Origin of the sequence: Marinobacter sp. bablab_jr008 (genome assembly GCF_016464145.1) — a bacterium.
Classification (GTDB): Bacteria; Pseudomonadota; Gammaproteobacteria; order Pseudomonadales; family Oleiphilaceae; genus Marinobacter; species Marinobacter nauticus.
This window is the reverse complement of the sequence record NZ_JACDWW010000054.1, coordinates 213,471-238,522: the sequence shown is the minus strand read 5'-3', so window position 1 is coordinate 238,522 and position 25,052 is coordinate 213,471. Positions and strand designations below refer to the sequence as shown.

Annotated in this window: 25 protein-coding genes; 23 read left to right on the top strand and 2 right to left on the bottom strand. The window is 58.5% G+C overall.

The genetic code is table 11. The features are described from left to right. The first annotated feature begins 181 nt into the window (after positions 1–181). The 20 genes from JIF53_RS08410 (at position 182) to flhB (ending at position 18,446) form a co-directional block, all read left to right on the top strand. Positions 182–1,417, top strand: a complete 1,236-nt coding sequence (locus tag JIF53_RS08410; protein ID WP_011785474.1) for a sensor histidine kinase — start codon at positions 182–184, stop codon at positions 1,415–1,417. Positions 1,418–1,440: 23 nt separating this feature from the next. Then, complete coding sequence (locus tag JIF53_RS08405) at positions 1,441–2,886, top strand: sigma-54-dependent transcriptional regulator (protein WP_199452238.1); 1,446 nt, start codon at positions 1,441–1,443, stop codon at positions 2,884–2,886. Positions 2,887–3,141: 255 nt separating this feature from the next. Continuing rightward, positions 3,142–3,510, top strand: coding sequence for a flagellar hook-basal body complex protein FliE (fliE, locus tag JIF53_RS08400; protein WP_011785472.1), 369 nt, complete (start codon positions 3,142–3,144; stop codon positions 3,508–3,510). A gap of 15 nt (positions 3,511–3,525) precedes the next feature. Then, positions 3,526–5,232 carry a flagellar basal-body MS-ring/collar protein FliF gene (gene fliF, locus JIF53_RS08395; RefSeq protein ID WP_011785471.1) on the top strand — a complete coding sequence of 569 codons (1,707 nt, stop codon included), beginning with the start codon at positions 3,526–3,528 and terminating at the stop codon, positions 5,230–5,232. Continuing rightward, positions 5,225–6,268 (top strand): flagellar motor switch protein FliG, encoded by a 1,044-nt coding sequence (gene fliG, locus JIF53_RS08390; protein ID WP_011785470.1) that lies wholly within the window; start codon positions 5,225–5,227, stop codon positions 6,266–6,268. The genes fliF and fliG overlap by 8 nt, the downstream gene beginning before the upstream one ends. Beyond that, the gene (locus tag JIF53_RS08385; RefSeq protein WP_011785469.1) at positions 6,268–7,158 is read left to right on the top strand and encodes a flagellar assembly protein FliH; all 891 of its coding nucleotides are present in this window, start codon (positions 6,268–6,270) and stop codon (positions 7,156–7,158) included. Before fliG ends, JIF53_RS08385 begins: the two co-directional genes overlap by 1 nt. After that, positions 7,139–8,530: a flagellar protein export ATPase FliI gene (gene fliI / locus JIF53_RS08380; RefSeq protein ID WP_011785468.1), complete on the top strand. Its 1,392-nt coding sequence runs from the start codon at positions 7,139–7,141 to the stop codon at positions 8,528–8,530. The genes JIF53_RS08385 and fliI overlap by 20 nt, the downstream gene beginning before the upstream one ends. Beyond that, positions 8,530–8,973, top strand: coding sequence for a flagellar export protein FliJ (fliJ, locus tag JIF53_RS08375; protein WP_011785467.1), 444 nt, complete (start codon positions 8,530–8,532; stop codon positions 8,971–8,973). The genes fliI and fliJ overlap by 1 nt, the downstream gene beginning before the upstream one ends. A gap of 137 nt (positions 8,974–9,110) precedes the next feature. Continuing rightward, positions 9,111–9,416, top strand: a complete 306-nt coding sequence (locus tag JIF53_RS08370; RefSeq protein WP_014421036.1) for an STAS domain-containing protein — start codon at positions 9,111–9,113, stop codon at positions 9,414–9,416. A gap of 10 nt (positions 9,417–9,426) precedes the next feature. Then, complete coding sequence (locus tag JIF53_RS08365) at positions 9,427–11,151, top strand: fused response regulator/phosphatase (protein ID WP_199452237.1); 1,725 nt, start codon at positions 9,427–9,429, stop codon at positions 11,149–11,151. Between the two features lie 23 nt (positions 11,152–11,174). Beyond that, the gene (locus JIF53_RS08360; protein ID WP_011785464.1) at positions 11,175–11,525 is read left to right on the top strand and encodes an Hpt domain-containing protein; all 351 of its coding nucleotides are present in this window, start codon (positions 11,175–11,177) and stop codon (positions 11,523–11,525) included. Positions 11,526–11,622: 97 nt separating this feature from the next. Continuing rightward, a complete protein-coding gene (locus JIF53_RS08355; protein WP_199452236.1) occupies positions 11,623–12,807 on the top strand; it encodes a flagellar hook-length control protein FliK in 1,185 nt (394 codons plus the stop codon). Positions 12,808–12,988: 181 nt separating this feature from the next. After that, positions 12,989–13,489, top strand: coding sequence for a flagellar basal body-associated FliL family protein (locus JIF53_RS08350; RefSeq protein WP_199452235.1), 501 nt, complete (start codon positions 12,989–12,991; stop codon positions 13,487–13,489). A 41-nt stretch (positions 13,490–13,530) separates the two neighbouring features. Then, complete coding sequence (gene fliM / locus JIF53_RS08345) at positions 13,531–14,529, top strand: flagellar motor switch protein FliM (protein WP_011785461.1); 999 nt, start codon at positions 13,531–13,533, stop codon at positions 14,527–14,529. After that, entirely contained in the window at positions 14,522–15,022 is a 501-nt protein-coding gene (gene fliN, locus JIF53_RS08340) for a flagellar motor switch protein FliN (protein ID WP_023009861.1), read from the top strand. Before fliM ends, fliN begins: the two co-directional genes overlap by 8 nt. A gap of 1 nt (position 15,023) precedes the next feature. After that, positions 15,024–15,473 (top strand): flagellar biosynthetic protein FliO, encoded by a 450-nt coding sequence (gene fliO, locus JIF53_RS08335; RefSeq protein WP_199452234.1) that lies wholly within the window; start codon positions 15,024–15,026, stop codon positions 15,471–15,473. Between the two features lie 4 nt (positions 15,474–15,477). Continuing rightward, the gene (gene fliP / locus JIF53_RS08330; RefSeq protein ID WP_011785458.1) at positions 15,478–16,239 is read left to right on the top strand and encodes a flagellar type III secretion system pore protein FliP; all 762 of its coding nucleotides are present in this window, start codon (positions 15,478–15,480) and stop codon (positions 16,237–16,239) included. 8 nt (positions 16,240–16,247) lie between these two features. Then, positions 16,248–16,517: a flagellar biosynthesis protein FliQ gene (gene fliQ / locus JIF53_RS08325; RefSeq protein ID WP_014421042.1), complete on the top strand. Its 270-nt coding sequence runs from the start codon at positions 16,248–16,250 to the stop codon at positions 16,515–16,517. Between the two features lie 4 nt (positions 16,518–16,521). Beyond that, entirely contained in the window at positions 16,522–17,307 is a 786-nt protein-coding gene (gene fliR / locus JIF53_RS08320) for a flagellar biosynthetic protein FliR (RefSeq protein WP_199452233.1), read from the top strand. Between the two features lie 2 nt (positions 17,308–17,309). Further along, positions 17,310–18,446 (top strand): flagellar biosynthesis protein FlhB, encoded by a 1,137-nt coding sequence (gene flhB / locus JIF53_RS08315; protein WP_011785455.1) that lies wholly within the window; start codon positions 17,310–17,312, stop codon positions 18,444–18,446. Between the two features lie 53 nt (positions 18,447–18,499). Here flhB and JIF53_RS08310 read toward each other — a convergent pair whose 3' ends face one another. Then, positions 18,500–19,756, bottom strand: coding sequence for a uracil-xanthine permease family protein (locus JIF53_RS08310; RefSeq protein ID WP_011785454.1), 1,257 nt, complete (start codon positions 19,754–19,756; stop codon positions 18,500–18,502). A 2-nt stretch (positions 19,757–19,758) separates the two neighbouring features. Then, on the bottom strand, positions 19,759–20,397 hold the full coding sequence (gene upp, locus JIF53_RS08305; RefSeq protein WP_011785453.1) for a uracil phosphoribosyltransferase: 639 nt from the start codon (positions 20,395–20,397) through the stop codon (positions 19,759–19,761). A gap of 223 nt (positions 20,398–20,620) precedes the next feature. Here upp and flhA point away from each other — a divergent pair, with 223 nt between their 5' ends. From flhA to JIF53_RS08290, 3 genes are all read left to right on the top strand, one after another. Further along, the gene (gene flhA, locus JIF53_RS08300; RefSeq protein ID WP_036148968.1) at positions 20,621–22,795 is read left to right on the top strand and encodes a flagellar biosynthesis protein FlhA; all 2,175 of its coding nucleotides are present in this window, start codon (positions 20,621–20,623) and stop codon (positions 22,793–22,795) included. A 55-nt stretch (positions 22,796–22,850) separates the two neighbouring features. Next, a complete protein-coding gene (flhF, locus tag JIF53_RS08295; protein ID WP_153740452.1) occupies positions 22,851–24,164 on the top strand; it encodes a flagellar biosynthesis protein FlhF in 1,314 nt (437 codons plus the stop codon). 73 nt (positions 24,165–24,237) lie between these two features. Beyond that, positions 24,238–25,050, top strand: coding sequence for a MinD/ParA family protein (locus JIF53_RS08290; protein WP_011785450.1), 813 nt, complete (start codon positions 24,238–24,240; stop codon positions 25,048–25,050). The last annotated feature ends 2 nt before the right edge of the window (positions 25,051–25,052 follow it).

The window sequence follows — 25,052 nt, the reverse complement described above, 5'->3', positions numbered from 1 at the left end:
AAAGGTTTGTAACCTGCGACGCCATTGTTGTTTCTGGCCGACGGTAATTCGTCACCCTGGGTATCGTTGATTTCGTTACTATCTGAAAATAAACAATAAATACTAATTGGCACGCTGTTAGCTTTAACCTTTCCGAACAAAAGTATTGATGGCCCCGCCGGGCCTGTCAGGGGGAAAGGTTATGAGCCACGCACATGTCGTTATGGAGTCCCGCCACCAGCCGGATGCCAACGCTGCGGCTGATGTCAACGACAAGGTGACAGCACTGTTTCCACAGCAGGACGATGAGGCTGTAGATTCTGCGCTGGAACTGTTCAATCGCATGTCTCGTCAGATTACCGATTCCTATCGCACACTCGAGTCTCGGGTGAACCAGCTGTCCGGTGAGCTGTCTTATGAATCGCGACAGCGCCAGCAGGAGCTGGAGCAGAAAGAGCAGCTGGCAGATCGCCTGTCTACCTTGCTCAATGCCCTGCCTGCGGGTGTGGTGGTGCTGGACAAACATGGCACTGTCAGTCAGAGCAACCCGGCCGCCATTGCCTTGCTGGGCGAGCCGCTTGAGGGCGAGCGCTGGATCGACGTTATCCGCCGCTGTTTCGCGCCCCGTAACGATGATGGCCATGAGGTGTCCCTGAAGGATGGTCGCCGGGTCAGCATTGAGATTCGTACCATGGAGAATCAGCCGGGTCAGTTGATCCTGCTGACCGATCTGACTGAAACGCGCCAGCTCCAGTCGCAACTGGCTCATGCCCAGCGCCTCTCTGCCATGGGTAAGATGGTTGCGTCCCTGGCCCACCAGATTCGCACACCGCTGTCCGCCGCCATTCTCTATGGTGGTCATCTGAGCCAGCCGGATCTCGATGAGGAGCTACGTCAACGTTGCGCTTCCCGGCTGATGTCCCGCCTGACCCATCTGGAACAGCAGGTTCGCGACATGTTGATCTTCGCCCGCGGTGAAACCCGACTGGCGGAAGAGCTGGATTCGTCGCGCCTGGTGGAAGCGCTCGAGTCTGCTGTTGATGGACTCAAGCTTGCGCCAGGTGTGCAGGTGACCCTGGACAACCAGGTGCAGACGCCTTGCCGGCTGATGTGCAATCGCGATGCCCTGGTCGGCGCCTGTACCAATCTTGTGAATAACAGTCTGGAGGCGGGGGCAGCCGACGTTTCAATCGTCGTTTCCGCTACCTCTGGCCGCCTGGAAATCCGGGTTTCCGATAATGGACCCGGGTTCGAGCCTGGTGAGGCAGGTCGGATTATGGAAGCCTTCTACACCACCAAGTCCCATGGCACCGGCCTCGGGCTGGCCGTGGTGCAGGCTGTGGTCAAGGCCCATCAGGGCGAGTTTTCGATTTCATCCCCCGGACAGCAAGGCGCCGACGCGATAGTTCGGCTGCCTATTCTGACAGCCCGGTTTTAAAGAACAGGTTGGAGGTGCATAGCATGGCAAAGGCCCAGATTCTGATTGTGGAAGATGACCACGACCTGCGCGAAGCTTTGGTAACGACGCTGGAACTGGCGAAATTCCAGGTGCGGGAAGCGGCCAGCGCTGAAGATGCGCTGGCAAGCCTGGCCCGGGCGCCGGTCGATATGGTGGTCAGCGATGTCAATATGCCCGGCATGTCCGGCCATGATTTGTTGGCGGAAGTTCAGCGCTTGTATCCGGGGCTGCCCATGATGCTGATTACCGCGTACGGCCAGATCAGCCACGCGGTGTCTGCCATGCAATCTGGTGCCATCGATTATCTGGTCAAGCCGTTTGAGCCTCAGGTTCTGGTGGAAGCGGTCAGTCGGGTCGTGGGCGGAAGCCGCCAGAAGGCTGGCGATGAGCCGGTGGCTGAGGATCCTGTCAGCAAACGCATGTTCCAGTTGGCCGCGAAAGTGGCGGCCAGTGATTCCACAGTGATGATTTCCGGTGAGAGTGGTACCGGTAAAGAAGTGTTGGCCCGCTATATCCATCAGCAGTCACCCCGAGCGGATGAGCCGTTTGTCGCGATCAACTGTGCCGCTATTCCGGAGAATATGTTGGAAGCCATTCTGTTCGGTCACGAGAAAGGTGCATTCACGGGTGCCGTTGCAGCCTCCCCAGGTAAATTCGAGCAGGCCAATGGCGGAACCATCCTGTTGGACGAGATTTCCGAAATGGATCTTGGTTTGCAGTCCAAGCTGCTGCGAGTGTTGCAGGAGCGGGAAGTGGAGCGCGTCGGTGGTCGCAAGACCATTCAGCTGGATGTTCGTGTGCTGGCGACCACAAACCGTGATCTGGCGGACTACGTGCGCGAGGGCAAGTTCCGCGAAGACCTTTATTATCGATTGACGGTGTTCCCGATGCGGTGGCAGCCCCTGCGGGAGCGGCCGCTGGATATTCTGCCCCTGGCCCGCTCACTGCTGAAAAAACATTGCCGCAAGATGAAGCTGACCGGCATCACCCTGGCCGAGGATGCCCGTAAGGCACTGATGGCTCATGCCTGGCCGGGTAATGTCCGGGAACTGGACAATGCCATTCAGCGGGCGCTGGTGTTGCATCAGGGTAATGTAATCCACGCCGGCGACCTTTGTCTGGAGCTTGGGATTACCGGTGCCGCTGACTTTGGTGCACCCGCCGAGCCGGCCATTTCCGCCAGGTCCATGGAGGTCCCTGCGGCTGACGTGCCAGACCCCGAGGCCGGGCTGGAAGCGGATTCAGCGGCTGATGAGGCGATTGGCTCACTCGGAGATGATCTGCGCCAACAGGAGTTCCGTATTATTATCCAGACCCTCAAGAAAGAGCGTGGCAGGCGCAACCGGGCAGCGGAGCAGTTGGGTATCAGCCCGCGAACGCTTCGTTACAAACTGGCCCAGATGCGAGATGCCGGTATCGATCTTGATGCGGAGCTGGCCATGGCCTGAGTCAGGGCCTTTGTTGTCGACCTTATACTCCTTCGGGCACCCTTCGGGGTGCCGTTTTTTTACCCGCCTGCCTGGTCTTCTTTTTCGGTCTGGTTTCACTCCTGTCAATTCTTTGTCACGTAGACGCCTTCCACTGTAAAATGCTTTATTAACCCGTTGAAATAAATAGTTTAATTGTTTCTGGCCTGTTGCTTGCTTTCAGTTCATTTGAGTTAGCAACAAGTACAGGCCCGACTGGGCCGCCGGGAGAGTGTGATGGTTCAACGTGCCGACATAAACAATGTTCTGTCTGAGATCCGGAATCTGCGTACCCAGATGATGCAGAACCAGAGGATTGAACAGGATCAGTCCGTACGTGGCCGCATCGATGGCCCACGACAGGTTCAGGAAACCCAGGAAGTTCCCAGCTTCAGCGATATGCTGGGCAAGGCCGTCAACAATGTACACGAGGTCCAGAGTCAGGCCAGTGAACTCAGGACGGCCTACGAAATGGGCGATCCGAACGTGGACATTACCCGGGTAATGATTGCTGCCCAGAAATCTTCGGTGTCTTTTGAGGCTCTGACCCAGGTGCGTAACCGGGTTGTGCGAGCCTATGAAGACATCATGAATATGCCGATCTGATAACGGAGCAACAGCATGGCAAGCGTACCTGCGGAAACCGCCGCCTCTGACCTGCCGGCTACTCAGGAGTCTGATACTCCGGAGAGCCGTAGCAATCTTTTGCTCGGATTCAACCGATTGAATCTGCTGCGCCAGGTCGGGCTTATGGTCGGGCTGGCCGCCAGCGTGGCACTGGGTGTGGCTGTGGTGCTCTGGGCCCAGGAGCCCAATTACCAGCCGGTGGTGGGGGATCTGTCTGCCTACAACCCGCAGGACGTGACCACCATCCTCGACAGCAACGGTATCGATTACAAGATGGACCCCCGCACCGGAGCATTGCTGGTGCCGTCTGAACAGGTCTATAGCGCGCGCCTCAAGCTTGCTGCTGAAGGCGTAACCGACCAGAAGACCATGGGTTATGAGTTGCTGGACCAGGAACGTGGTCTGGGAACGTCCCAGTTCATGGAAACCATCAGCTACCGGCGCGGACTGGAGGGCGAACTGGCCCGGACCATCGCCGCCATGCGTGGTGTTCGAAATGCCCGGGTGCACCTGGCCATTCCCGAGCGTTCGGTGTTTATCCGGGATGCCCGTGAACCGACCGCCTCGGTATTCCTTGAAGTGTTTGCGGGCCGTCGCCCTGAGCCTGAACAGATTCGGGCCATCGTCAACCTGGTGGCCGGCAGCATTCCGATGATGAACCGGGATCAGGTGACCGTGGTTGACCAGAACGGCAATCTGTTGACGGGCGATGAGGTTCAGGCCGAAACAGACCGGATGAAAGACCAGTATGAATACACGTCCAGGGTTGAAGAGCGGCTGACCCGCCGTGTCGCCTCATTGATTGGCCCGATTGTCGGGGAAGGGCGTTACCGCGCGGAAGTCACCGCCGACCTCGACTTCTCTGCGGTCGAGCGTGCCGAGGAGTTATACAATCCGGAGCAACAGGCGGTGCGCAGTGAGCGCGAGTTGTCTGAGCAGCGTGTGGCGGGAGCCCAGGGTGGCATTCCCGGTGCGCTGGCCAATCAGCCGCCAGGGGCTGCGACGGTTCCGGAGCAGGCCACTGCCGCCCCAGGGGAAGATGGCGCTCCTGCAGCTCCGCCGGTGAATGTCCGGAGTGAATCCACCCGGAACTATGAACTGGATCGTACCGTCAGCTACACCCGTCAGGAGCTGGGTGCGGTCAAGCGGGTGACCGTGGCCCTTGCCGTGGATGACATGAAAGTGGTCGACCCGGAAACCGGCGAGGTGAGCTATCAACCCTGGCCAGAGGCCGAACTGCAACGGCTGAGCATGCTGGTGCGTGATGCGGTTGGCTATTCCGCGTCCCGCGGAGACAGCGTTACCGTCATGAATACGGCGTTTGCCCCAGAGGAAGCGGTGGAGTTTGAAGCTCCGGGCTTCTGGGAGCAGCCCTGGTTCTGGGATTTGATGAAGCAGGTATTGGCAGGACTGGTCATTCTGATTCTGGTTCTTGGCTTGCTGCGCCCCACCCTGAAGACGCTGTCCGGTGGCGGCCGCCGCGAGCGTGGTGAAGGCGGAGAAGAGGGGGAGTATGGTGGCCTTGCTGATATCGAAGGCGGGCAGGCACTACGCGATGCCATGTCGTCTCAGGATGACCTGCTTTTGCCGGGCGCCACAGACAGCTATGATAGACAGTTGAATGCACTCAAAGGCCTGATTGCGGAAGATCCCGCCAGGGTTGCACAGGTTATGCGCCAGTGGGTGAACGTCGATGACTGAAGAAAACGGCCAGTTGCAGGGGGATGCCCCGAAAAAGCCGCAGCGCAAGATTCCGCGAGTGGAGCAGGCAGCGATCCTGCTGATGTCTCTGGGTGAAGCGGACGCTGCTGAGGTGCTCAAGCACATGGGGCCGAAAGAGGTTCAGCGGGTTGGCGTCGCCATGGCGCAGATGAAAGACGTCAGCAAGGACGACGTCACCTACGTGCTTAACCAGTTTGTGGACGCTGTCGGCGGCCAGACCGGTTTGGGGGTTGGTAATGACGATTATATCCGGGCGATGCTCACCCAGGCGCTGGGTGATGACAAGGCCGCGAGCCTGATTGACCGAATCCTGATTGGCGGCAATACCACCGGCCTGGATACTCTTAAGTGGATGGAGCCCCGGGCTGTGGGCGATATTATCCGTTACGAGCATCCCCAGATTCAGGCCATTGTTATCTCCTACCTAGACCCGGACCAGGCCGCTGAAATTCTTGGCACACTTGATGAAAAAGTGCGACTGGATGTGATGATGCGGGTGGCGTCGCTGGAAAGCATTCAGCCACAGGCCCTGCAGGAACTGAACGACATCCTTGAGAAGCAGTTCTCCGGTGGCGCGGCCTCCCAGACCAGTCGGATTGGTGGTGTGAAGCGAGCGGCCGATATCATGAACTTCATGGATCGCGGGATTGAGGGCTCGTTGATGGATTCCATCAAAGACATGGATCCTGATCTGGCGTCCACCATTGAAGACCTCATGTTCGTGTTTGATAACCTCAAGGATATCGATGATCGGGGTATTCAGGCGCTGCTTCGAGAGGTGTCCTCCGAGGTGCTGGTGGTTGCGCTCAAAGGTGCCGACGAAGCCGTCAAGGAGAAGATCTTCAAGAACATGTCCAAGCGTGCTGCGGAGTTGCTGCAGGATGATCTGGAAGCCAAGGGGCCGGTCAAGGTCAGCGAAGTCGAAGCGGCCCAGAAAGACATTATCACCGTTGCTCGCCGTATGGCTGAAGCCGGCGAGATCTCGCTGGGTGGTAGTGGCGAAGAAATGATGTGATGAAAGATTCCGATCAGGACAGCAAGCGCATACCGAAAGAACAGATGACCGCCTGGGAACGGTGGGAATTGCCTCTGCTTGATGAGCGCGGAAACCAGGTTGTCGAGGAAGAGGAAGTCAAGCCGCTGACCGCGGCCGACCTGGAAGAGATTCGCCAGGCTGCCCGCGAGGACGGTTTTCAGGAGGGCCGGCAGGCTGGTTACGCGGAAGGCTTTGAGCAGGGTCGCGCAGACGGGCACAAAGATGGCTACGCCGCAGGCGAGGCGGAGGGTCGGAGCGAGGGTGAGCAGCAGGCAGCGGAGCAGACGCGTCAGGAAGTTGCCTCCCGGATGGAACGGCTGGAGCATCTGATGGGTGAGCTGTTGTTGCCCATCGAACGCCATGAAGACGAGCTGGAAGCGGTGCTGGTCAACCTCACTACCGTATTGGCCCGGGCGGTGGTCTTCCGTGAGCTCAGCATTGATTCCTCCCAGATTCGCCAGGTGGTGCGTCGGGCTCTGTCGTCACTGCCCTCTACCGCCGACAATCTACGCATTCATATTCACCCCGACGATATCGAGCCGGTACGGGAAGTCACAGAGCGCCTGGAATCACCGGCGGTTCTCATTGAGGATGACTCTCTCATGCCTGGTGGCTGTAAAGTGGAATCGCGCCATAGTCTGGTGGATTACACCGTGGAGAAGCGCTTCCAGCGGGTGGTTCAGGGTATGCTGGAAGAACAGCTGGCGGAGCCTGCCGGTCCGGATCAGGAGGAGCTGGCACCCAGTATGGGGGAGCTGACCGATTTTCACCGGGATGTGCTGAGTGATTCGGGCATGACATCACCGCCAGAATCCGAGTCTGACGAATTCAACGACCAGGGCCAGGACGATGACATCACGCCTGGCTGAACGGTTACGGCAGCTTCAGGGGGCCATCAGCGACGAGCCTGCGCCAGAATTGTCTGGCCGGCTCACCCGCATGGTGGGTCTCACGCTGGAGTGCGTGGGTTGCCCGATGGTGGTGGGGGACCGTTGTCTGATTCAGGGTGATAGCGCCACCAGTGTTGAAGCGGAAGTGGTGGGGTTTGAGGAAGATAAGGTTTACCTGATGCCGCTGACCGCCATCGAAGGTCTCAAGCCCGGAGCTCGGGTGATTCCTCTGGCCTCGGCCAGCAGGGTACCGGTTGGCCCGCAAATGCTGGGGCGAGTGGTGAATGGTGCCGGCGACCCGCTGGACGGCAAGGGACCGTTGCAGGCAGAGGCCAGAGTGCAGCTGACCGGCGACATCATCAACCCATTGAACCGGGCTCCGGTGCGCCAGTCCATGGATGTGGGAATCCGTGCAATCAACGCGTTGCTGACCGTAGGGCAGGGGCAGCGTCTCGGCCTGTTTGCCGGCAGTGGTGTCGGTAAGAGTATGCTGCTGGGAATGATGACCCGGTTCACGGATGCAGACATTACCGTGGTTGGGTTGATTGGTGAACGGGGCCGGGAGGTCAAGGAATTCATCGAGGACATTCTCGGCGATGAAGGCCTGGCTCGTTCCGTGGTTGTAGCCGCTCCGGCAGATGACTCGCCGTTGATGCGCCTGCGCGCTGCCATGCTCACCACCCGAATTGCCGAATACTACCGCGATCAGGGTAAGCGCGTTCTTCTTTTAATGGATTCTCTCACCCGCTATGCCCAGGCACAGCGGGAGATCGCCCTGGCCGTAGGCGAACCACCGGCGACCAAGGGTTATCCGCCCTCGGTTTTTGCCAAGCTGCCGCAACTGGTTGAGCGAACAGGTAACGGCCGTCCCGGCGGCGGTTCCATTACTGCATTTTATACCGTTCTGACGGAAGGCGACGATCAGCAGGATCCCATTGCCGACGCAGCCAGGGCCATCCTTGATGGTCACATCGTCTTATCCCGGCGGCTGGCGGAAGAAGGCCATTATCCGGCGATTGATGTGGAAGCCTCTATCAGCCGGGTAATGCCCCAGGTGACTGATTCTGAGCATTTCTCCCGGGCCCAGAGATTCAAGCAGGTTTACTCCCGTTACCAGCAGGCCCGTGATCTGATCAGTGTGGGTGCCTATGTGAAAGGTTCCGACCCGGAGACTGACTTTGCCATTCAGCACATAGGCAATATGAGCCAGTTTCTGCAGCAGGGGCTGAATGAAAGTGCTCCTCTCACGGAGGCGATTGAGCAACTGATGGCGGTAGTGCCGGAACGACGTTCACCGGAACGAAGAAAGACGGCGGTGCCGAACCCCGCCGGCAATCGGGATAATGTCTGATGCTGCGATCGAAACGGCTTGAAGTTGTCCTCTCCCTTGAAGAGCGGAAAGAACAGGAAGCGTTGGAACGCCTTGGTGAGGCCCGAAAGCAGGTGGAGGCGCACCGCGAACAGGTGGAGAACCTGGAGCGCTATCAGCAGGAGTATCGTGACCAGATCCGCGCGAGCCAGCAGGGTGTTGTTCCTGTGGCGCGACTGCAGGCCTGGCAGGCTTTTATCGCCCAGCTGGACCAGGTGATTGCCCAGCAACAGCGGCAGCTGCAACAGGCTGAACAGGTGTTTGAAGCCAGGCGCCGGGAGTGGCAACAGGCCTGGGAACGTCGCCGTGGTATGGAAAAATACATTGAGTCCTGCCGGCAACAGGAACAACGGGAACAGGATCTCAGAGACCAGAAACTGGCGGACGAAGCTGCCGGTCGGGCCTTTGCCCGGCGACAGCGATAATTGAAGTCCCCGGTGATCTGCATCAGATAACCCGGATGCAATTTCCGTTTATTTGACTATCCTTTACCAGATAAGCTTGCCATCAATGGCTGGCAGCGAAGGAAAGTCATTGGTGGAATGTGCCGGGAGGTTCAGGAATGCCTATAGAGACACGCCGGAGCGATGACGGCAAGACCCTCACGATCTGCGTGGAGGGTCGGTTCGATTTCAGTACCCATCAATCCTTTCGGGATGCCTACGAGCACAGCGAACCCACCGTCAGCCACTACGTCATTGATCTTTCAGACACCACTTACCTCGACAGCTCTGCTCTGGGCATGTTGCTTCTGTTAAGGGATCATGCTGGCGGAGATGGCGCCCGCATCTCAATCGAGAACTGCAACAGCGATGTCCGGCGAATTCTCTCCATTTCCAACTTCGAGCAGTTGTTCAGCATTCGCTGAGGCGATTCCCTTGAAGGTACTTCTTGCCGAGGACAGTGCCAGCGACAGGTTGATTCTGGCGCGGCTGGTAAAGCGCCTGGGCCATACCGTGATTGAAGCCGAAGACGGTACCGAGGCGGTGGATCTGTTCCGGGAGACCCAGCCGGATCTGGTGTTGCTGGACGCCCTGATGCCGCGGATGGACGGAATGGAGGCCGCTCGTCAAATCAAGGCTCTGGCAGGCGAGCGCCTGGTGCCGCTCATCTTTCTCACCTCCCTGTCGGGGGCGGGTGATCTGGCCCGGTGTCTTGAGGCCGGCGGCGACGACTTTCTCGTCAAACCCTACAATCGCGTGATTCTGGAAGCGAAGATTAACGCGTTTAATCGTATGAGGGGGTTGCACCAGGCATTGTCGGACCAGCGTGACCATATTCGGCGCCAGAATCAGCAGATGCTGGACGAGCAGCGCACGGCGCGGCGGGTGTTTGATAATATTGCCCATACCGGTTGTCTGGATGCCCCCAACATCCGCCACCATGCATCCCCCCTCTCGGTTTTCAACGGTGATGTATTGTTTGCTGCTCAGCGCCCCGGGGGCGGCACTCTGGTGTTTCTGGGTGATTTCACTGGGCACGGATTACCTGCCGCCATTGGCGCCATGCCGGTTGCTGAAATCTTCTACGGGATGGCGGCCAAAGGCTTTGGCGCCCCGGATGTCCTCCGGGAAATTAACCGCAAGCTTCGGCGAATACTGCCGGTAGGCATGTTCTGTTGTGGTTTGATGGTTGAGGCTGACTTCAAACACAACAGCCTGCGTGTCTGGAATGGTGGCTTGCCGGATGGCTGGCTGTTGCGTGCCGCAGGCGACCGTGTCGCCATTCCGTCCCGGCATCTGCCGCTGGGTGTCCGGGAGCCGGACCAGTTTTCGGCCTCCATGACCGTGCTGGATGCGGCACCGGGCGACTGGCTGGTGATGATGACCGACGGGCTCCCCGAGGCGCCCAATAGTGGCGGTGAAAGCCTGGGCGAGGAAGGTGTCTTGAGCGTTCTGGCGGGTCTGGAACCAGGGCAGGAGCCGTTCGAGGCCCTGCTGGAGAGAATGCAGCAGCACACCGGGAAGCCAGAGCTGGCTGATGACCTGACGCTCTGCTGCCTGCAAATGGTCCGGGCCGAGGCGCCAGAAGCAATGCCCGACAAGATTCCTGAATCGGCGTTGACGGGCCCGGCGGACTGGCGCTGCGTCTATGAGCTGAGGGAACAGACACTGGCAGACTTCAACCCCCTGCCGCTTTTACTGCATATCTGTATGGAGGTGCCCGGACTGAGGAGCCGAAGCGGCGAGGTCTACACCCTGTTGTCGGAACTCTACAACAATGCTCTTGAGCACGGTGTTCTGGCCCTGTCCTCAGAGTGGAAAACGTCACCTGGCGGTTTCAGCCGCTATTACCAGGAGCGAACGCGCAGACTGGGGAACACCGATGGGCATTTCATACGGTTTTCTCTTGAGCATCAGCCCAGGGAGGGTGGAGGTACCCTTACCGTTGTCTGTGAAGACAGTGGTGATGGTTTTGATTTCACTGAATATTCTGACACAGTGATGCAACAGCAGGCGGCTTCAACCGGCCGATACGCGGGCCGGGGACTTGAGATCCTCCGGCGTATGACGCGAAATCTCAAGGTTCACGGCCGGGGCAATCGCGTGGAAATCGTCTATGATTGGTGGTTCCCCGACGCGGCCATAATCAGTGGCGCCTGAGTGCCGACAAACGAGGATAGCGAATGAACGACAAACCCCATCTTGACGTGGAGGCGCTGGCCGAACTGCAGGATGTGATGGAAGACGAGTTTGATGTCCTGATCCAGACCTACCTGGCAGACTCCCGTTCACGCATTGACGGCCTGAAAGAGGCGCTGGCAACGGCCGACCCGGAGCACTTCGCCAAGACCGCGCACAGCTTCAAGGGCAGTTGCATCAATATCGGTGCTCCCAGGCTCGGAGGCCTGTGTTTTGAGGCCGAGCAACTGGGCAAGGACGCCACTCTGGAACAGGCCCCTGCAGTGCTTGAACGGATTGAGGCCGAGTTTTCGGAGGTGGCTCGACGTTTGCAAAACTTTGGCCAGGAGGCCTGAACGTCACCCTGTGTGAAGGTTTGGCACCGCTTTTGCAGCTCTCAGGAAAACGCTCCGAACAGGGGCTACCTGAGATCTAAAGCGGCAAGAGGTTGCCATGCAACAGACCATACTTCCCCAGGCACCGGCGAAAACGAGTCAGCCAGAGGTCGGTGCAGCGAAATCGCAAGGCCGGAAGGACCCGGAGGCCGGTGACAGTCGTTTTGACGAGCTGTCCAGGGCCGAGCAGAAGCGGATGGATGCCAAGCGCGCCGAACGTCGGGATCAGGCTGATGCCGCGCAGGAACGCAAGGCAGCCGACCGGGCCGATGAGAAAGCCGAAGCCTCCGGTACCCGGCCAGAAAGAAATGATACGCCCACTGACCAAAAGCAGGTAGCGGACTCCGATTCAGCGGCCCGTCCTTCCTCGGCCAGTGACACCAGCAATACCGGCGATACTGAGGCAGACGATGCCCTGGTCGTTGCCGAACCGCTGATGCCCCTGACATTCGCCAATCTTCAGTCGCTGTATCCTGCAGCCGCCAACCAATCCGGTACGGGCGGACCTGAGAGCCTGGCATCAAATATGGCGCTCACAGGAACTCAGGCCAACCCCGGACTGATCAAGGGCCTGCCGGGGCAAACATCTGCCGGCGGAGGCAGCACCGCTCTGGCTCCGGGCATGCAGCTAACCGACCTGCTTGCCGGTGCGACAAGCGCTGAGAGCGCCCGTCCCGTTGATCCGACCAGTCTGCTCTCCAATCCCAGATTCCAGAGTGTAATGGATACCGCAGCGCAGCAGGCAGCACAGCCCGGAAAACTGGCTGCGGACGCCAACATTCCGCTCCGGGGCTACACTACCTCGGTGGATGTGCCGGTTGGACAGGCGGAGTGGGGCGACAAGGTCATGGGCAAGCTCAGTTGGCTGACCGCCCGCAATATGTCGGTTGCCGAAATACACCTCACGCCTCCGGATATGGGGCCAATGGAAGTCAAGGTTAAAGTCCACAACGATCAGGCCAGCGTCACCGTGCATGCGGCCAACCCGGTGGTGAGGGAGCAGCTCGAACAGCACTCCCACCGGCTCCGCGACATGCTGGGTGAACAGGGGTTGTCCCTGGGGCAGTTTGATGTCTCTGACCAGGGCGGTCAGCAGGCCGGTGGCGAGAGTGGTGAGGCCGGTGAGGGCGATGGTCGGTCTTCTGGTGGATCATCCCTGGCCAGCCACGATGCTGATGCAGAGTCGTTGAGCACCGGCCAGCTTGATCTGGGCTGGCGGGGTGAAGTGGACGTCTTTGCCTGAGTCCGGATGATTTCTGACCAATTCAGCCTGCTGTCTTCCGACTTCTTTGCCCATCCCCTCCGGCAACGCTAAACTGCGGTTCTGAATACAGGGGATGGGCTGTCTGGCCCGGCCTTTGCATCACATCAGCGAAAGGTTGTTCGGAGCTTTCCGGACGCCAAAAAAGTGACAAGCGAGTGTTATGGCCGAAAATACTGCGACCGAAGCGCCTGCCAAAAAAGGCAAGCTGAAACTGATCATCATGCTGGTGATCATCATTATCCTGGCGGTGGGCCTTTCCGTGGTCGGGACACTCTGGTTCCTGGGCGGAGGATTGCCCGGCGCAGATGACGCCGAAACCACGACTTCGGCAGAGCCCGCGTTTGTCGCCAGCAGTTATACCGAAATTGAGAAAGCCCTGGTGACCACCGTTCAGGCTCAGGGTCGACAGCGCTATGCCCAGGTCTATGTATCATTCGAAGCCAAAGATCCTGCTGCACTGGCCGCCGCTGACGTTCATATGCCGCTTATCCGCAGCCAACTGGTGATGGTGCTGGGCAGCAGCGACTTCTTGCAGTTGCAAACGCCGGAAGGTCGTCAGACGCTGGCCGACAGCATGCTGCAGACTGTGAATCAGGTGCTGGAGCAGGAAGGGGAGCCGGCAATCGACCGGGTATTGTTCCGGAATTTTGTGGTTCAGTAATCATACCGGGCGGATAACCAACATTAGGGGCAGGAACAGGTATGCAGGATTTACTGTCACAGGACGAGATCGATGCCCTCCTCCACGGGGTGGATGATGGTGACATCGATACCTATGAAGAGACCGATGATACCGGCGTAAAGAACTACGACCTCGCCAGCCAGGATCGGATCGTCCGTGGCCGCATGCCAACGCTCGAGATGATCAACGAGCGTTTTGCCCGCTATACCCGTATCAGTCTGTTTAACCTGCTGCGCCGCAATGCCGATGTCTCCACCGGCGGTGTCCAGATCATGAAATTCGGTGAGTACATCCATACCCTGTATGTGCCCACCAGCCTTAACCTGTGCAAGGTTCGCCCGTTACGCGGTACATCCCTGTTCGTGCTGGATGCCAAGCTGGTGTTCAAACTGGTGGACAACTTCTTCGGTGGTGAGGGTCGCCATGCCAAGATCGAGGGCCGGGAATTCACCCCTACCGAAACCCGCATTGTGCAAATGGTGCTGAATCAGGTCTTCCACGACATGAAAGAAGCCTGGCATGCGGTCTTGCAGGTGGAATTCGAATACCTCAGTTCGGAAGTCAACCCGGCCATGGCCAACATCGTCAGCCCGAGCGAAGTGGTGGTGGTCAGTACCTTCCATATTGAACTCGATGGGGGGGGCGGCGAACTTCATTTTGCACTGCCGTACTCGATGATTGAGCCAATCCGCGATGTGCTGGATGCGGGTGTGCAGAGTGATATTGATGATGTCGACGAACGCTGGGTAAACGCCTTGCAGGAGGACATCAAAGAGGTCAATGTGCCCATCAATACCACCGTCTGCCGGCGCCGCATCTCTTTGCGCGACATTGCCCGGATGAAAGCCGGCGATGTGATTCCGGTAGAAATTCCCGAGCACCTGACGGTGACCGCCAATGGTATTCCAATCTACAAGGCAACGCTGGGCACCCGCGACGGTAAGCTGGCGCTGAGGATTCACGACCGGGCCAAGTTGCCCAAGGTAAAGAAACAACTGAAGGTGGGACGCAATGGCTGACGACGACAAGAAAGACGAGCAGGAACTCAGCGAAGACGAAAAGCTGGCGGCCGAGTGGGAAGCGGCAATGGACGAGTCTGGCGATGCAGAGGGCTCCCGGGAAGACGAGTGGGCAGCGGCTATGGCTGAGGCTGAAGGTGGCGACGACCAACCTGAAGCGGAACACCAGGACGTGCGCACCGCTCCCATGGAGGAGTTTGGTGCGGATCAGGGCGCTGGTGGTGGCGAGTCTCCGGACATCGACGTGATCCTGGATATCCCCGTCACCATCTCCATGGAAGTGGGCAACACCCAGATTCCGATACGCAATCTGCTCCAGCTGAACCAGGGCTCGGTGATCGAACTGGATCGGCTGGCGGGCGAGCCACTGGATGTGCTGGTCAATGGCACCCTGATCGCCCACGGTGAGGTGGTCATGGTGAATGAGAAGTTCGGTATCCGGCTGACGGACGTTATCAGCCCGGGTGAGCGAATCAAACGGCTGCAGAAATAATATGGCAAGACTGATTGGCTGGTTGCTGCTTTGGGCACCGTTGCCGCTGTTGGCTGAGGAAGCGGCAAAGGCGGGAGATACCGCTGCCTCTGGCGGGCGTGCCCCGGATACTGTAGCGACGATACTGAGCCTGGGAGCGGGCCTGTTGGCGGTGGTGGCCATCATTTACGGTTGTGCCTGGCTGATCCGTCGGATGGGCGGCATGACCGGTATGAACAACAACGCTATCAAGGTGGTGTCTGTGCTGGCCATCGGTGCCAGGGAACGTATTGCGCTGGTGGAAGTGGGTCAGCAGCAGATTCTGCTTGGCATTACTCCCAGCACGATCAGGACCCTGCATGTATTTGACCAGCCGGTGGTGGATGCCGGCAATGCCGGCTCCAGTGACTTCGCCCGCAAGCTGCAGTCCATGATTGGCAAATCCTGGTCAGCGCCAGAGAGGAAAGACTAACGTCATGGTGGTGGCCATTCTCAAACGCGGTTTTCCCTGGCTTGCGCTGATTGCCGGCCTTTGTCTTCCCGCCCTGGCCCAGGCTGATCTGCCCGGCATTCCGGCATTTACGGTTGAGCCCGGCGAGAACGGCACCGAGGAGTACTCGGTAACCCTGCAGATCCTGGCGTTGATGACCGCGCTGACTTTCCTGCCGGCCATGCTGATGATGATGACCTCGTTTACCCGGATCATCGTGGTCTTTGCGATTCTTCGTCAGGCTCTGGGGCTACAGGCCACACCCTCCAACCAGATCTTGCTGGGGCTGGCGCTGTTTCTGAGCATTTTTATCATGAAGCCGGTGCTGGAAGAGGCGAACCGGGTGGGCCTGCAACCATACCTGCAGGAAGAGGTGACTTCACTGGAGGCGGTGGAACTGGCCAGCCAGCCGTTTCGGAAGTTTATGCTGGAACAGACTCGAGAAGATGACCTGGCGCTGTTCATGAGGATTGCCGATGTTCAGTATGAAACACCGCAGGACGTGTCTTTCTGGATTCTGATGCCAGCGTTTGTCACCAGTGAACTGAAGACGGCGTTCCAGATCGGGTTTATTCTGTTTATACCATTCCTGATCATCGACATGGTGGTGGCCAGTGTTCTGATGGCCATGGGTATGATGATGCTGTCACCCATTATCATCTCGCTGCCGTTTAAAATCATGCTGTTTGTGCTGGTGGATGGCTGGGCCCTGATCATGGGAACCCTGGCCGCCAGTTACGGGATCTAGGAGGTATCATGACTCCGGAAACGGTTATCGACATACTGCGAGAAGCGCTCTGGCTGATTGTTTTGCTGTCTGCCGTCATCATCGGGCCGGGGCTGGCAATTGGTCTTGTGGTCAGTACCTTCCAGGCTGCTACCCAAATCAACGAACAGACCCTCAGTTTCCTGCCTCGCCTCCTGATCACACTGATCGTGATCATTGCCGCCGGGCCCTGGATGCTGACCACCTTGCTGGACCACGCCAACGGGCTGATCTCCCGCATTCCCTATCTGATCGGCTGAGCCCATGCTGCCGGCGGAGTTCAGTGCAGATCTGATCGGCCAGTGGGTGGGGCAGCATATCTGGCCATTGTTCCGGCTGGCCAGTTTTCTCATGGTCATCCCTATTTTCGGTACTCAACTGGTGCCGGCGAGGGTGCGGCTGGGGCTGGCGCTACTGATGACGATCCTGATTGTGCCCATGATCCCTCCCGTTCCCCAGGTGGAAGCGCTTAGTGCCGACGCGGTCGTCATCACGCTGCAGCAGATCCTGATTGGTATCGGCCTGGGCTTCGCGCTGACCGCACTCTGGCAGTTGTTTGTGATCGCCGGGCAGATGATTGCCATGCAGATGGGCCTGGGCTTTGCCTCCATGGTAGACCCCGCCAATGGTGTTAACGTGCCAGTGCTGGCTCAGATCTACACCATCACCATTACTTTGCTGTTTCTGGTGATGAATGGCCATCTGGTGGCCTTCGAGGTGTTCATCGAGAGTTTCTATACCTTGCCTATTGGCCTGGAGGGGCTGGGGCAGGATGGTGTGTGGGCGCTGGCCCATCGCATTTCATGGATGTTTGCCTCTGCTATGTTGCTGGCATTGCCGGCCGTGACTGCGGTCCTGATTGTGAACATCTCTTTCGGTGTAATGACCCGTGCGGCGCCTCAGATGAACATCTTCGCCCTCGGCTTTCCGATTGGCCTGATTTTTGGGTTGTTTGCTATCTGGGTCTTACACGCCAATTTCCTGCCACACTTCGATCAGTCCACGCGGGAAACGTTTGATTTCATGCGCGCTCTGCAAGGGCAACCCTGACCATGGCCGAAGAGAACGACAACAGTCAGGAAAAAACCGAAGAGCCTACCCCCCGACGCCTGGAGAAGGCCAAGGAGGAAGGCCAGACGGCCCGTTCCAAGGAACTCGCCACCATGGCGGTATTGCTGGCCGGTGCTGGCGGGCTTCTGATTTTTGGTACGTCGCTTGGCGCATCTATTGAGTCCATCATGCGCGACTCCTTCGTAATCGAGCGCTCTGCGATTTTTGATACCCGGCATATGAGTGTTCAGCTGATACTGGCAGCCAAAGAGGCGGCCTGGGCACTGTCACCGATACTGGTGATGTTGCTGATTGCCGCCATTGCCGGCTCCATTGGCATCGGCGGTCTGCTGTTCAGTGCCAAGGCCATCGCACCGAAATTCAACCGGATGGATCCGATCAAGGGCCTGGGACGAATGTTCTCCATGCGCTCCCTTATCGAGCTGGTTAAGGCGATTGCCAAGGTGGGCCTGGTGATGGCGGTCGCCATCCTGATTCTGAACCTTCGCACCGAAGACTTGCTTGCGATTGCCGAAGAGCCGACCGTACCTGCCATGGAGCACGTGCTGTGGACGCTGGGCTGGAGCTTCTTCTTCCTGTCCTGCGCCACCATTGCCATTGCCGCCATCGATGTGCCTTTCCAGATCTACGATCACCAGAAAAAGCTCCGTATGACCAAGCAGGAGGTCAAGGACGAGTACAAGGACACCGAGGGCAAGCCGGAGGTCAAAGGCAAGATTCGCCAGCTCCAGCGGGAGATGGCCCAACGCCGGATGATGCAGGATGTTCCCAAGGCCGATGTGGTGATTACCAACCCGACCCACTATGCCGTGGCATTGAAGTACGATCAGAAAACCATGGGCGCGCCAGTGGTGGTGGCCAAGGGGGCAGACGAGGTGGCCTTCAAGATTATGGAAATTGCCAGGGAGAACAAGGTCGAGGTCCTGCGAACACCGCCACTGACACGGGCGGTGTATCACAATACCGATATTGGTGAAGAGATTCCGGACGGCCTGTACATGGCCATTGCTCAGGTGCTGGCCTACGTCTTCCAGCTGCGTCAGTTCCGCAAGGGCCGGGGGCCGAAGCCCGGCATGCCGGACTTCCCGATTCCGCCCGATATGCGGCGTGATATCTGAAGCCCTCTATTCCGGCGAACCGGAATAGAGGCAGGATATTGCTTTCCGCGGGGTCAGCTGGATTCGTGCTCGTGAATCCGCTTGCCCCAGGCTTCCCGTTCGCCCGGCAGGATCAGGTTAAGGATGATGGCAACCACTGCGCACAGGGCGATGCCTTCCAGTTGGCCCAGCGCCATGTTGCCGATACCAAAGACCAGGGTCACGCCTACGATCACCAGATTACGGGACTGGGACAGATCCACCTGATGTCGGATCAGGGTATTCAGGCCCACAACGGCGATTGAACCGAACAGCAGGCAGAGGATGCCGCCCATAACCGGTACCGGAATGGTCTGCAACGCGGCGCCGAACTTGCCGACAAACGCCAGAACAATGGCAACCACCGCCGCCCACCACATAACTTTCGGGTTGAAGTTCTTGGTCAGCATCACCGCACCGGTTACCTCGGAATACGTGGTGTTGGGAGGACCGCCAAGCAGCGAGGCAGCGCTGGTGGCCAGACCATCACCCAGCAGGGTACGGTGCAAGCCCGGTTTTTCCAGATAGTTCTTGCGGGTAACGTTACCGATGGCCAGAACGTCGCCGATGTGTTCAATGGCCGGTGCGATGGCGACCGGAATCATGAACAGGATAGCGCCCCAGCTGAACGCCGGTGCTACGAAGTTTGGCATTGCCAGCCACTCAGCCTGCTGGATCGGCGTTGTGTCAACAATGCCCATGATGGCAGAGAGAAGGTAACCCACGAGGACACCAAACATGATCGGGATCAGTCGGAAAATGCCCTTGGCCCAGACCGACATGATGATGGTCACGGCCAGAGAGATCATGGCAATCCATATGGCAGTGTTGTAGGGCACCAGCTGAGTCTGGCCGTCACCGGTTTTGCCCGTAGCCATAAACACTGCTACCGGAGCCAACCCCAGGCCGATGGTCATGATGACCGGTGCAATCACCACCGGAGGCAGCAGCCGGGTAATGAAGCCGGTGCCACGCAGGCGAATCGCCCCGGACAGAATGATATATAGAATGCCTGCGGCCATCAGGCCACCGAGGGTTTCTTCCAGGCCAAAGCGGCCTTTGGAGGCCAGCACGGGCGCGATGAACGCGAACGATGAAGCCAGGAAAATCGGGATCTGGCCACCGGTCACAATGTGAAAGATAAGAGTGCCCAGGCCGGCAGTGAACAGCGCGACGTTCGGGTCCAGGCCGGTAATCAGTGGCATCAGTACCAGGGCGCCAAAAGCCACCAGCAGCATCTGGGAACCGGCAATAGCCTGTTTCCAGACCGGATCGTTGTTATGGTCCTGCATGCTCAGACGTCCTTCTGCTTGGTGCCGAAGATCTTGTCGCCGGCATCACCCAGGCCCGGCAGAATGTAGCCTTTCTCGTTCAGGCGCTCATCCACCGATGCGGTGTAGATGGACACGTCCGGGTGTTTTTCCAGAACCTTTTCCACGCCCTCCGGCGCAGCCACCAGAACCAGAGCCCGGATTTCGGTGCTACCGGCCTTTTTGAGCAAATCGATGGTGGAAATCATTGAGCCGCCGGTAGCCAGCATCGGATCGATGATCAGGGCCATGCGCTGATCCAGCTCGCCTACCAGTTTTTCCAGGTAGGTTTCCGCTTCAAGGGTGTCTTCGTTGCGGATCTGGCCAACCACGCTCACCCGGGCCACCGGAATCAGGCTCAGGACACCGTCCAGCATGCCCAGACCGGCACGGAGGATGGGCACGATGGTTACCTTCTTGCCGTGGATCTGCTCCACGGAGACCGGGCCTGCCCAGCCCTCAATGGTTTTTTCCTGAAGATTGAAGTCTTTGGTGGCCTCGTAAGTCAGCAGCGCGCCAACTTCCTGTGCCAGCTCTCGGAAGTTTTTGGTACTGATGTCGGCGCGGCGCATGAGGCCGAGCTTGTGGCGGATCAGAGGGTGCTTCACTTCGTGGATCGGCATGGGGTCACCTGTGTGTTCGGGTTTCTGGCTTGAATCGGGATAGTGCAAATGGCGAAAGGATACCGTATCTGGGCCGCTGCGTCAGGCGTTGAACGGTGCTCAGACGTCAAATTTTGCAAGGGCTGGTACGGTTCTTGCGATACCACCCGGAAAGCGACCCCTGGTGTCAGATTTTCGACCCGGAAAATGCCCGCAGGCACATATACGTGGAGACAGACCCGGCATGGACAGAGCTCTAGTCCTTAACAACGTCAAATCCCTGACGCGGGGGAACCTCGGCATCCCCCTGATGCTGATGGGGCTGCTTGGCATGATGATTCTGCCCATGCCGGCGTTCCTGCTGGATGTGTTCTTCACCTTCAACATCACTCTGTCCATCGTCATTCTGCTGGTCTGCGTGTACGCCATGCGGCCGATGGAATTTGCCTCCTTCCCCACGGTATTGCTGGTGGCCACCCTGTTGCGCCTGGGCCTGAACGTGGCGTCCACCCGGATTGTATTGCTGAACGGCCATGAGGGCGGCGATGCTGCCGGTAAGGTCATCGAGTCCTTTGGTGAAGTCCTGATTGGGGGAAACTACGCTGTTGGTCTGGTGGTTTTCGCCATCCTTATGATCATCAACTTTCTGGTTGTCACCAAAGGTGCCGGCCGGGTGTCTGAGGTCAGTGCCCGCTTCACTCTGGATGCCATGCCTGGCAAGCAGATGGCGATTGATGCCGATCTGAATGCCGGGCTGATCAATCAGGACGAGGCCAAGCATCGCCGTTCGGAAATCGCCCAGGAAGCCGATTTTTACGGTTCCATGGACGGTGCCTCGAAGTTCGTGAAAGGCGATGCTGTTGCCGGTTTGCTGATTCTGGCCATCAACATCGTTGGTGGTGTGGCTATCGGCATGATGCAGCACGGGTTGGATTTTGGTCTGGCAATGGAGCGTTATGCTCTGCTGACCATCGGTGATGGTCTGGTGGCCCAGATTCCCTCGCTGTTGCTCTCCACGTCGGCCGCCATCATGGTTACCCGGGTAACGTCCAGCCAGGACATGGGTGGCCAGATCATTCAGCAGATGTTCAGCGCTCCCAAGGCGTTGGGTATTGCGGCGGGTATCCTTATTCTGCTGGGCCTGATTCCGGGCATGCCCCACATCGCGTTTCTCGGCCTTGGTTTGCTGGCCGCCGGCGCAGCCTGGTTTATCTGGAAGAAACAGCAGCAAACGGTTGAAGATGAAGGTGGCTTTGTTGGCCGTGGCGGCATGGCGGGTGGTGCGGCCCGGCAGGGTGCGGAAATTTCTCCGGATCGTCCGGGCGGCGAGGGGCAGGCACTGCCGGCGCCGGGGGAAACCCGCGAGCTCGGATGGGATGACGTGGCCACGGTGGACATTGTCGGGCTGGAAGTGGGCTACCGCCTGATTCCGCTGGTAGACAAATCCCAGGGTGGACAATTGCTCAGTCGGATCAAAGGGGTTCGTAAGAAGCTTTCGCAGGATCTGGGCTTCCTCATGCCCTCGGTGCACATTCGCGACAACCTGGATCTTATGCCGAACGTCTACCGGATTACCCTGATGGGCGTGACCATTGCCGAGGCCGAGATCCATCCGGAGCGGGAGCTGGCCATTGATCCGGGGCAGGTGTTTGGCAAAGTTGAAGGCATTGCCGGCAAGGACCCCGCCTTCGGCCTGGACGCCATCTGGATTGAGTCCGACAGGAAGGATCAGGCCCAGACCCTGGGTTACACCGTGGTGGATGCGAGTACCGTGGTGGCGACACATCTGAATCAGATCCTGCAGAAACACGCTCATGAACTGATTGGCCACGAAGAAGCCCAGAAGTGGCTGGACCAGTTGGAGAAGATTTCGCCCAAGCTGGCGGAGGAACTGGTGCCGACCACGATTTCCATCAGCATCCTGTTGAAAGTTTTGCAGAACCTGTTGAAAGAAGAAGTGCCGGTGCGGGATATGCGCTCCATTGCCGAGGCCATCGTGAACGTGCATCCAAAGAGTCAGGACCCGAAAGTACTGACCACGGTAGCCCGCCAGGCGCTGCGCCGGATGATTGTTCAGAGTATTTGTGGCAACGACGCCGAAATCCCTGTTATCACGTTGGATCCAGACCTGGAACAGTTATTGCTGAAGTCTGTTCAGCAGAGTCAACAATCCGGCGGTCAGGATGACATTGGTCTGGTGCTTGAGCCCAACATGGTGGAAAAGCTGCAACGATCCCTTCAGGACAGCGTGCAGCGCCAGGAAATGCTCGGCAAGCCCGCCATCCTGCTGGTTTCGGGGCCCTTGCGGCCAGTACTGGCGAAGTTTGCCAGCTACGGGGTAGAGCGTTTGCATGTGCTCTCTTACCAGGAAATCCCGGATAACAAACAGATCACGATAGTCGCTTCTGTGGGTCAATAAACCGACGGAGCATCGCGGGGAGCCAGAGTGCTTGCCGGTGGGAGGATGAAACAGCATGAAAGTAAAACGGTTTTTTGCGCAGTCCATGGCTGAGGCCCTGAAGCAGGTAAGCCACGAAATGGGGCCGGATGCCGTTATTCTGTCTAACCGCCGGGTTGATGGTGGTGTTGAGATCGTGACGGCACTCGACTACGACGAAAACATGGCGCGTCAGCGTCTTGGCGATAGGGCGGTTGAAGCCACCAACGGCTCCCGGCTGGCAGAGATGCAGGCCGAGCAGCATCGTCGGCTGGAAGATGAGCTGAACCGGTCCCGCAGTCGCATTCGTGAGGTTCGGGAAAAGCGCGCAGGAAGTGGCGCCTCAGGTGGCGCGGCGTCGTCCTTGTCTTTCGAGGCGGCCGATTTTCCGGCGTCACGTCCCAGTGATGTAACAGTGGCAAAGCCGTTTGCGGGTAGCGAATCCGGCGCCGGTGGCTATGCCGATGAACTGGCCAGTATGCGTGCCGAAATCAGCTCTCTGCGTGATCTGGTCAGTGGTAAGGCTGCAACTGCCACGCCGACCGGCAACAGCGCAGTTCAGCAACGATTGGCCGAGCGCCTGCAGGAGTTCGGTTTGGGCGCGGAGCTGGCCGGCTCTCTGTCCCGTCGGCACCGGGCCGGGCGTCTGGAGGACGGCTGGAAGCAGTCACTGAAAATGCTGGCGACCGGCGTTCGTACCGGTCGCGAAGACTGGCTTGATGCCGGCGGTATCTATGCCCTGGTCGGGCCAACCGGGTCTGGCAAAACCACCACCATTGGCAAGCTGGCGGCCCGCTACGTCCTTGAGCATGGTCCGGATTCGTTGGCCCTGGTGACCACCGACCGCTATCGTGTGGCCGCTCATGAGCAGCTCTTCGTGTTCGGCCGCATCCTGAATGTGCCCGTGCGTGTGGTGGATGAGAGCCATTCCCTGGATGACATTCTTGATGAGTTATCGGATCGACACCTGGTGCTGATTGACACTGCCGGCCTGACCAGTGCCGACCGCGGTTACCAGGAACAACTGGCGGAGTTGGCTCGCAGCGATCACAATATCCGTACACATCTGGTGGTCTCCGCCACCAGTCAGCCTCGTATCATGAAATCCGTGTGGCATTGCTATAAGATGGCAAACCTTGCAGGCTGCATCATGACCAAGATTGATGAGGCCCTGACCCTGGGCGAAGCGCTCGGGTTCGTTATGGAGACCAGCTTACCGGTGGCCTGGTACACCGATGGCCAGAAGATACCGGAAGATCTCCAGAGGGCGGAGGCCATTCCGTTAGTGCGCCTGGGCGTAGAACGGCTTAAGGCCGTGCAGAGCGCACAGACAGTCGCCGAAGGTGCCTGAGCCTCGTTGGCGACCAGAATAAAACACCGGCACGCGTGCCCGTACAAGAACGTAGTAAGAGACTGATAACAGTATGAGCAGACCACATCCGGTTCAGGTGATTGCGGTTTCCGGCGGCAAGGGCGGTGTCGGCAAGAGCAATGTTTCGGTCAATCTCGGTATCGCCCTGGCCCAGAAGGGGCGCCGGGTTGTCTTGCTGGACGCGGATCTCGGGCTCGCCAACATCGATGTGTTGCTCGGCATTACCGCCAATCGAAATCTTCAAGACGTACTCAGCGGCGATTGTGATCTGAAAGACGTGCTGGTGAATGGCCCTGGTGGTATCAAGATTGTACCGGCTTCCTCCGGCACCCAGCGTATGACCCAGCTCAGCGCCATGGAACATGCCGGCCTGATCAACGCTTTCAGTGAGCTGGGCGACCAGATTGACGTTCTGATTGTGGATACCGCCGCAGGTATTTCTGAATCGGTGGTCAGCTTCCTCAGGGCCTCGCAGGAACTTCTGCTGGTGGTCTGCGACGAACCTACTTCCATTACCGATGCGTACGCGTTGATCAAGCTGATGAACCGGGATTATGGCACCAACCGCTTCCGTATCCTGGCAAACCAGGTCCGCAATGAGCAGGAAGGCCGCCATCTGTTTGAAAAACTGACCCGGGTCACCGAGCGTTTTCTGGATGTGGCACTACAATATGTAGGTATCGTGCCTTACGACGAGGCCGTCAAGAAAGCCGTCCAAAGACAGAAAGCGGTATTGGATGCCTATCCGAGGGCGAAAGCCTCGCTGGCTATCCGGGCTCTGGCCGAAAAAGTGGACAGTTGGCCTTTGCCGTCCTCTCCCAGGGGGCATCTCGAATTCTTCGTGGAGCGGCTCGTCGAAGTCTGATC